Genomic DNA, 8,427 nt, shown 5'->3' on the forward strand with positions numbered 1-8,427 from the left:
GTCTTCGGACAGGCGGGCGCGGTTCGCGGGCCCTGCAACGGGGCGTTCCAGTTCGACGGCATGCGTTGCGAGTTCTTTCGAATCCAGATGCACGACGCCTTCGGCGACCTTCACCGCAAACTTGGGCGTACACCCCTCATCCGGCGACTTGGCACACCCGTCGTCCAGCCCGATGGCCCAGTTGTGCAGCGGGCACGCCACGCTGGTGCCGAACACGATCCCTTGGCTCAAAGGCCCGCCCTTGTGCGGACAGCGGTCCAGCAGCGCGAACACCYGGTTCTCGGCATTGCGGAACACCGCCACGTCCACGCCCACCGGCCGTGCCACGCGGCGCGCCCCCAGCACCGGGATGTCCTCGACGCGGCAGATCACCTGCCACTCGTTGCCGCTGTTGTTGGGGTTGCTGCTGTTGTTGCTCATTTGCTGTTGCTCCTTTCAGGCCGCCTGGGTCGCCTTGTCATCCACCACCGCCACCGGCGTGAACTGCCGCACGTCCACCGACGCCTGGCTCGACTCGAACCACGGRTCGGGTTCGCCGTCGAGTGCGAACTGCAGCCGCTCCCACAGCGCCTTGCGGCCTTCGRTGTCCTCCAGGATCTTCTTCTTCACATGGTCCAGCCCCACCCGCCCGATGTAGTGCACCGTGCGCTCCAGGTACCAGCCTTCCTCGCGGTACAGCTGCARGAAGGCGCCCGARTACTCCATCACCTCSGCGGCCGTCTTCACCTTCACCAGGAACTGCGCCACCTCGGTCTTGATGCCGCCGTTGCCCCCCACRTACAGCTCCCAGCCCGAATCCACCCCGATCACSCCCACGTCCTTGATCCCGGCCTCGGCGCAGTTGCGCGGACAGCCCGAGACCGCGAGCTTGACCTTGTGCGGCGAATACATCGCCCACAGCGCCCGCTCCAGGTCCTTGCCCATCTGGGTMSWGTCYTGCGTGCCGAAGCGGCACCACTCGCTGCCCACGCAGGTCTTCACCGTGCGCAGGCTCTTGGCATAGGCAAAGCCCGAGGGCATGCCGATGTCCYTCCAGACACCCTCCAGGTCYTCCTTCTTCACCCCCAGCAGGTCGATGCGCTGGCCGCCCGTGACCTTGACGGTCGGGATCTGGTACTTGTCGGCCGCATCCGCGATGCGGCGCAGCTCGTCGGGCGTGGTGTGGCCGCCCCACATSCGCGGGATGACCGAGTAGGTGCCGTCCTTCTGGATGTTGGCGTGGCTGCGCTCGTTGATGAAGCGGCTCTGCGGATCGTCCTTGGCCTCCTTGGGCCAGGTGCTGATCAGGTAGTAGTTGACGGCCGGGCGGCAGGTGGCGCAGCCGTTGGGCGTGCGCCAGCCCAGGTTGCGATACACCTCGTCGTGCGTCAGGTAGTGCGCCTTGCGGATGGCATCGCGCACGTCCTGGTGGTTCGCGTCGGTGCAGCCGCACACGGCCTTCTTCTTGGGCGTGGCCGAGTAGTCGCCGCCGGCGGTGAACATCAGGATCTGCTCCACCAGGCCGGTGCACGAGCCGCAGCTGGCGCTGGCCTTGGTGTGCTTCTTGACCTCGTCCAGGGTGAACAGGCCCTTGTCCTTGATGGCCTTGCAGATGGTGCCCTTGGTCACGCCGTTGCAGCCGCACACCTCGGCGTCGTCGGGCATGCCSGCGGCCTTGCTGTGGCCCTCRTGGCCGGTGTCGCCGATGTTGGAYTCGCCGAACATCAGCTTGTCGCGGATGTCGTGCACGCTGCGCCCGTCGCGCAGGAGCTTGAAGTACCAGCTGCCGTCCACCGTGTCGCCGTACAGGCACGCGCCCACCAGCTTGTCGTCCTTGATGACGAGTTTCTTGTAGACCCCGCCGAAGGGGTCGCTCATGACGATCTCTTCCGTGCCTTCGCCGCCCATGAACTCGCCGGCGCTGAACAGGTCGATGCCGGTGACCTTGAGCTTGGTGGAGGTGAGGGACCCCAGGTAGCGCCCGATGCCGAACTGGGCCAGGTGGTTGGCCGCGACCTTGGCCTGCTCGAAGAGCGGGGCGACCAGGCCGTAGGCGATGCCGCGGTGGGCCGCGCATTCGCCCACCGAGTAGATGCGCGCATCGGTCACGGTCTGCATGGTGTCGGTGACGACGATGCCGCGGTGGCAGTGCAGGCGCATCCGCTCGGCCAGCTCGGTGTTGGGGCGGATGCCSACAGCCATGACGACCAGGTCGGCGGGGACYTCGGTGCCGTCCTTGAAGCGGATGGCGGCCACRCGGCCCTGGTCATTGCCCACCAGYTCCTGGGTCTGGGCGCCGATCAGGAACTTCAGGCCCCGGTCCTCCAGCGACTTCTGCAGCAGCTTGCCCGCGACGTCGTCCAGCTGGCGCTCCATCAGCCAGGGCATGACGTGCACCACGGTGACGTCCATGCCGCGCAGCATCAGGCCGTTGGCCGCTTCCAGGCCCAGCAGGCCGCCGCCGATGACGACGGCGCTCTTGTGGGTSYKGGCGGTCTCGATCATGTAGTCGGTGTCGGCGATGTCGCGGTAGGCGATGACGCCCTTCAGGTCCTTGCCGGGCACGGGCAGCATGAAGGGGTTSGAGCCGGTGCACATGAGGAGGCGGTCGTAGGGGGCCTCGGTGCCRTCCTCGGCGCGCACGATGCGCTTGACGCGGTCGACCTCGGCCACCKTCTTGCCGGCGTGCAGGGTGATCTTGTTCTCSGYGTACCACTCCCAGCTGTTGAGGACGATCTCGTCGACSGTCTGCTCGCCCGCGAGCACGGGCGACAGCAGGATGCGGTTGTAGTTGGGGTGCGGCTCGGCACCGAAGACGGTGATGTCGTACAGGTCGGGGGCGAGCTTCAGCAGCTCTTCGAGCGTGCGCACGCCGGCCATGCCGTTGCCGACCATCACGAGCTTGAGTTTCTTCATCATGGGTGGGGCCTTCGGAGAATCAATCGATTCGAAACAACAAATACAAATGCCGACATGCAGCCTTTGCGGGGCCGCATCGTCGGGCGGGGATTAAGGGGGCAGGGAAGCCCGCGGAGCGCGGGCGGGGTGCTGGGCGCTCTTCACGCTCCGGGCTCCGCAAGACCGCGGAAACCTCACCAAAACAGTGCTTCGTTACACCGTGAGCTTGCAGTCACGCAAAGACCGTGCCTGCGCCACGCCGGGTTTGCGCGGCGCGAAAAACCATCGTTCCGGCACTTCCAACAAGCGGGCCGAGGGGTCAACATGTGTGCCGTGCGGCCGATCCGCACCGAGAGCAGCTGCGGCGCACCAATTCAAGGAGCAAAAGACATGTCGAATCACGTTTACAAGTCGCTGGTCGCGCACTGGCAGGTGACGGTGAAGATTGGATTCACGCTGGAGTAACCGCGGGCAGCGTACCGGCGCAGCCCGGCAGAGCAGGGCGGTGGGCCGGATCGCTAGGACCCGATCAGGTGCAGGGCCACCTGCCTCCGGTGCGGCTTCAGCCGGTGCTCCCACAGGTAGATGCCCTGCCAGGTGCCCAGCGCCATGCGGCCGTTCGTCACCGGAACCGACAGCTGCACCGCGGTCAGCGCCGAACGCACATGGGCCGGCATGTCGTCCGGCCCTTCGGCGCGATGCCGGAAAAGCGCGTCGCCATCGGGCACCAGGCGCGCAAGAAAACGGTCGAGATCCGCCTGCACTTCAGGATCCGCGTTCTCCTGCACCAGCAGGCTGGCCGAGGTATGGCGGATGAAGAGCGTCAGCAGCCCGGTCTGAAAGCCGGTGCTCGCGACCCATTGCGCCACGGCCTCCGTGATTTCCAGAAGGCCCCGGCCATCGGTGTCGAAGTCGAGTGTGGTGGTTGTCTGCCTGAGCATCGCATCGACACTTTAGCGGCTGGAAACTCCGCGCACGTGCTCGAGATGCAACGCCACCGGGGTACCTACCGGGCGAGAAATGCGTCGCCGCAAGCGTGGCCCAAGACTAGTATTCCATCGTTCGACGCGCGGCTTGGCACGAGGCTGCCGCGGACTGCCTACTCACTCGTGCCAAGGAGAGTAGCGATGGCAAGTTCTATGAATGTCACCAAGCTTCAGACGAAATCCCACGACGTGCCGGATGAGGTTCGGGAGCCGGAGAAAACGCGCGTCGAAGTGGTCCGCCTCGAGGGGTACACCCTGGGACGCTTCAAGTTTCAGCCCGGGTGGCGCTGGTCGCAGTGCATCAAGCCGGTCGTCGGCACGGACAGCTGCCAGGTGGCCCACGTCGGGTACGTGGTTTCCGGGCGGATCACGGTGCAAATGAACGACGGCTCGAAGACCATCCTCGAGGAAGGCATGTCGTACACCATTCCTCCGGGCCATGACGCATGGGTTGAAGGCAACGACCCGTTCGTTGGCGTCGAGGTAATGAGCGCAGAGGAATACGCAAAGCCCAAGAGCTGATGACCCCGATGGGTCTGTCGGCCGGCTGGCAACGGTGACGAGGATTTACCACAGCAGCTGCAGGAAGCAGTGGGACATGGACGACAAGGTCCTGTGGGGCGGAGTGCTGCTTATGTCATTTAACATAATGCACATTGTGTTCCTTTTGGGTGAAGCTGATCGAAGGCCATCCAGGCCAAACCAGCCCGCCCTCAGGAACCCATGGGGCTCACCGACGCCAGCGTCGGATCGAAGTCCGCTTCCACGCGCCCCACATCCGGCACCCGTGGATAGCGCAGCACGCGGTAGCCGGCTTCCACCAGCAGCGCCTCGCGGTCCAGGTCGCGCTGCGACTTGCCCTTGCTGCTCTTGTCGCCGCCGAACGCGACCACGGCCACGACCTTGAACGAGCGGTCGCACACGACGAAGTCGGCGATCTTCCGGCTGAACGAGCTCCGCGCCGCGCGCGTGCGGGCCGTGAGCAATGCACCGAAGCTGACCTGCGGCAGCACCACGAGATCCGGCAGCGTCTGCACGAGCCGGTTGTACATGGCCTGTTCGCGCGCCGTGAGCGGCGGGCGTGCCTTGGGCTTGTCGACGAAACCGCTGCTGTTTTGCGCCGACCTCTTTTTGGCGACCGCTGCGAGCACAAGCAGTCCGATGGCCAGCAAAAAGATTATGAATAGGAACGTATTCATCTCTGCTTCTCCTTCAGCGCAGAGTCTCGCACGAGGCGCAGGCGCCCTCTTTTTGGCGTTTTCCCGGGCCTGCCGATGCGGCGGATTTGGCCCTCAATGGAGCGTATGGAAGCTCACCATTTGCCGTCCTTCGGAATGGCCTTGGGGTCCGCCTTGGCGCCGGCCGCAGCGGCGATCAGCTGCGCAGCCTCCGGGCGATTGGCCTTGTTCGCGAAGTCCACCGCCGTCATGCCGAGCTGGTTCTTCATGGTGGTGTCCGCACCTTCGGCCAGCAGGAGCTTCACGGCCTCGGTCGAGCCGTACATCGCGGCCATCATGAGCGGCGTGGTGCCGTTGGGCGATTGCGCATCGATGAAGGCAAAGTTGTCGAGCAGCACCTTCATGATGCTCAGCTGGCCGCTGCTGGCGGCGTAATGCAGCGGCGTCCAGCCGGTCTTGTTGACGGCGGCGTCGCGCTTGAGCAGCTGCGCGACCACGTCCTGCTGGCCCTTGATGGCGGCCAGCATCAGCGGGGTTTCGTCCTTGGCGTTGGCGATGTCGACGTCGGTCTGCGGCGATTCGATCAGCACCTGGACCACCTTGGGCGACGGTTCGCGCAGCGCGATGATCAGGCCGGTCTGGCCGTGCTCGTCGCGCGTGTTGGGGTCGAAACCGCGGTTCAGCAGGGTGCGCACGCCGCTCGCGTTGTCTGCGCGCACGGCCCGGAAGAAATCTTCGAACGAGCCCGCGTGGGTGGAAAAAGTTGCTGCGAGGACAGCAAGATACAAGAACTTCTTGATGTATTTCTTCATATTGCTTTGACGCCCTTGAACAGCGTTTCGAAGTTGCTGCTGGTGGCCTCTGCCACGGCTTCGAGCGGCAGCTTGCGCAGTTCGGCGATCTGCTTGGCCACAAAGGGCACGTAGGACGGGTTGTTGGTCTTGCCGCGGTACGGCACCGGCGCCAGATACGGGCTGTCGGTTTCGATCAGCATGCGGTCGAGCGGCACGAAGGCCGCCACGTCGCGCAGGTCCTGCGCCTTCTTGAAGGTCAGGATGCCCGAAAAGGAAATGTAGAAGCCCAGGTCGAGCGCCGCGCGGGCCACTTCGGCGGTTTCGGTGAAGCAATGGAACACGCCGCCCGCGGCCTTGCCGGCACCGTCTTCGCCCTCCTCCTTGAGGATGGCGAGCGTGTCGGCCGAGGCTTCGCGCGTGTGGATGACCAGCGGCATGCGGGTTTGCTGCGCGGCGCGGATGTGCACGCGGAAGCGGTCGCGCTGCCACTCCATGTCGGAGATGCTGCGCCCGCCCTTGCGCTCTTCCATCTGGTAGTAGTCGAGCCCGGTTTCGCCGATGGCCACCACGCGGGGCAAGGCTGCGCGGCGCACCAGGTCGTCCACCGTGGGCTCGGCGATGTCCTCGTTGTCGGGGTGCACGCCGACGCTCGCCCAGAAGTTGTCATAGCGCGCGGCCAGCGCCTGCACATCGTCGAACTCCTCGAGCTTGGTGCAGATGCACAAGGCCCGGTCGACCTGCGCCTGGGCCATGGCGGCGCGGATTTGCGGCATCTGGTCCGCGAATTCGGGGAAAGTGAGGTGGCAGTGGGAATCGGTGAACATGACGCTGATTGTCTGGCTTATGCCAGAGACACCGAGGAACCGGCTTTGCCGGGCCTCTGGTGTCGCCCCCGGTAGGGGGTGGGCGTAGCGACACGAAGTGCGCGCAGCCTGGGGGCGAGCTAAATGGTTTGGGTCGGTCGGTCGGAGGCCATCGAACCGCCGAGCGCCGCTTCGATGCGAGCCTTGAGCTGGCGCGATTTCTCGTCCGACGGAAAGCGGATGCCCACGCCCGGCGCCCGGTTGCCCGCGGCGCGCTGCGGCGTGATCCAAGCGACCTTGCCGGCCACCGGGTAGCGCTGCGGATCTTCAGGCAGCGTCAGCAGCACATAGACGTCGTCGCCCAGGCGGTACTCGCGCGTGGTCGGAATGAAGATGCCGCCTTCGGCAAAGAGCGGAATGTAGGCGGCATAGAGCGCGCCCTTTTCCTTGATGGCGAGCTGGATCACGCTCGGCCGTTGAGGCGCCGGTGCGGCGGGTGCGGGTGCGGCTGGTTGGTTCATGGGCGGCGAGCAGCAGAGTTTAGGGTGGTTCGCGCTTCGCTCACAAGCGCTTCCAGCATGAGGCCCGCATTGAAGGGGTGTTCGGCGGTCCTGGCCGCGTTCGCGAGCGACTTCGACCAGCGCGCGAGCGCCAGGTGCGAAGGCACCGCGGACGGCAGGTCGGCGGCATCGAAGAAGCGCGGCGCGGCGCCGCTGCCAACGGCCATCAGGTCGTGGCAGAGCTTCTGCAGCGAGCCGATGGCCTGCGAAGGCGACTGGTCCGCAAGCGCAGCCACGTCGCCGCGCGAAACGGCCTTGGGCAAGAGCGACCAGGCCTTGGGCGACTGGCCGGAGCGCGCAAGCCGCAAGGCATCGCTGGGGCGCCCGCCGGCGGCGCGCAGCAACGCAGTGGCATCCCCGGCGGGCACGTCCTGCGCGGCCAGCCAGGCTTCGGCCTCGGCCGTCTCGGGCCAGGGCAGCGTGAAGCCCAGGCAGCGGCTGCGGATGGTCGGCAGCAACTGCCAGGCCGCCTCGCTGGCCAGCACGAAGCGCACATCGCCGACCGGCTCCTCGAGCGTCTTGAGCAGCGCATTGGCCGTGATGGTGTTCATGCGCTCGGCCGGATACACCAGCACCACCTTGCCGCGGCCGCGGGCGCTGGTGCGCTGGGCAAAGCCGACGGCGTCGCGCATGGCCTCGACGCGGATCTCGCGGCTGGGCTTGCGCTTCTTGTCGTCGATGTCGGCCTGCGCCTTTTCGTCGAGCGGCCAGCCCAGTTCCTGCATGGCCACTTCGGGCATCAGCACGCAAAGGTCGGCATGGGTGCGCACCTCGATGGCATGGCAGCTCGGGCAATGGCCGCAGGCGGTGCCGCCCTCCTCCTTGCTGGGCTGTTCGCACAGCCAGGCCGCGGCAAGCGCGAGCGCGAGTTCGTATTGGCCCAGGCCCGAAGGCCCCTGCAGCAGCCAGGCATGGCCGCGCTGGCGCAGCAGTTCCGCGAGCGGGCGATGCAGCCAGGGCGAGAGCGCGGGCGTGCTCATCGCGCCGCTCCAGTTGCAGGTGCCAGCGCGCCACGCGCAACGAGCGCGGTCTCGACCTGTTGCCAGACCTGGTCGCGCGTCTGGCTGGCGTCGATGCGCACGAAGCGCTGCGCATCGGCCGCCGCGCGGGCCGCATAGCCCGCCGCGACGCGCCGGAAGAATTCGACCGGCTGCGATTCGAACTTGTCGGGCAGGCGCGCGCCCGCCAGCCGCTCGGCGGCAATCTCGGGCGCCAGGTCGAACCAGAGC

The 8,427-nt window shown here is 66.4% G+C and carries 9 protein-coding genes and 1 pseudogene; 1 reads left to right on the top strand and 9 read right to left on the bottom strand.

Going from position 1 to position 8,427, the window contains the following annotated elements; translation table 11 throughout:
* From nirD to AC1DOC_RS17960, 3 genes are all read right to left on the bottom strand, one after another.
* A partial coding sequence (gene nirD / locus AC1DOC_RS17950; RefSeq protein WP_478130195.1) for a nitrite reductase small subunit NirD occupies window positions 1–420 on the bottom strand: 420 nt, incomplete at its 3' end.
* 15 nt (window positions 421–435) lie between these two features.
* Window positions 436–2,895 (bottom strand): nitrite reductase large subunit NirB, encoded by a 2,460-nt coding sequence (nirB, locus tag AC1DOC_RS17955; RefSeq protein WP_478130196.1) that lies wholly within the window; start codon window positions 2,893–2,895, stop codon window positions 436–438.
* Window positions 2,896–3,395: 500 nt separating this feature from the next.
* Window positions 3,396–3,818 carry a secondary thiamine-phosphate synthase enzyme YjbQ gene (locus AC1DOC_RS17960; protein WP_018905825.1) on the bottom strand — a complete coding sequence of 141 codons (423 nt, stop codon included), beginning with the start codon at window positions 3,816–3,818 and terminating at the stop codon, window positions 3,396–3,398.
* 186 nt (window positions 3,819–4,004) lie between these two features.
* Between AC1DOC_RS17960 and AC1DOC_RS17965 the strand changes: the two genes are divergently transcribed.
* Window positions 4,005–4,385 carry a cupin domain-containing protein gene (locus AC1DOC_RS17965; protein WP_012747954.1) on the top strand — a complete coding sequence of 127 codons (381 nt, stop codon included), beginning with the start codon at window positions 4,005–4,007 and terminating at the stop codon, window positions 4,383–4,385.
* 191 nt (window positions 4,386–4,576) lie between these two features.
* Here the strand turns inward: AC1DOC_RS17965 and AC1DOC_RS17970 are convergent, their stop codons facing one another.
* The 6 genes and pseudogenes from AC1DOC_RS17970 to AC1DOC_RS17995 all read right to left on the bottom strand — a co-directional run.
* Window positions 4,577–5,062, bottom strand: coding sequence for a DUF2726 domain-containing protein (locus AC1DOC_RS17970; protein ID WP_018905827.1), 486 nt, complete (start codon window positions 5,060–5,062; stop codon window positions 4,577–4,579).
* Window positions 5,063–5,175: 113 nt separating this feature from the next.
* Window positions 5,176–5,853, bottom strand: coding sequence for an ankyrin repeat domain-containing protein (locus tag AC1DOC_RS17975; RefSeq protein ID WP_027729629.1), 678 nt, complete (start codon window positions 5,851–5,853; stop codon window positions 5,176–5,178).
* Window positions 5,850–6,659, bottom strand: a complete 810-nt coding sequence (locus AC1DOC_RS17980) for a TatD family hydrolase (protein ID WP_027729628.1) — start codon at window positions 6,657–6,659, stop codon at window positions 5,850–5,852. The genes AC1DOC_RS17975 and AC1DOC_RS17980 overlap by 4 nt, the downstream gene beginning before the upstream one ends.
* 119 nt (window positions 6,660–6,778) lie before the next feature.
* Window positions 6,779–7,159, bottom strand: coding sequence for a PilZ domain-containing protein (locus tag AC1DOC_RS17985; protein ID WP_012747958.1), 381 nt, complete (start codon window positions 7,157–7,159; stop codon window positions 6,779–6,781).
* Window positions 7,156–8,178, bottom strand: coding sequence for a DNA polymerase (locus AC1DOC_RS17990; RefSeq protein ID WP_027729627.1), 1,023 nt, complete (start codon window positions 8,176–8,178; stop codon window positions 7,156–7,158). Before AC1DOC_RS17990 ends, AC1DOC_RS17985 begins: the two co-directional genes overlap by 4 nt.
* A pseudogene (locus AC1DOC_RS17995) lies at window positions 8,175–8,427 on the bottom strand (dTMP kinase); the annotation flags it as partial. The gene AC1DOC_RS17990 and the pseudogene AC1DOC_RS17995, both read right to left, overlap by 4 nt.

The organism is Variovorax sp. 01T439_2, from assembly GCF_056398445.1.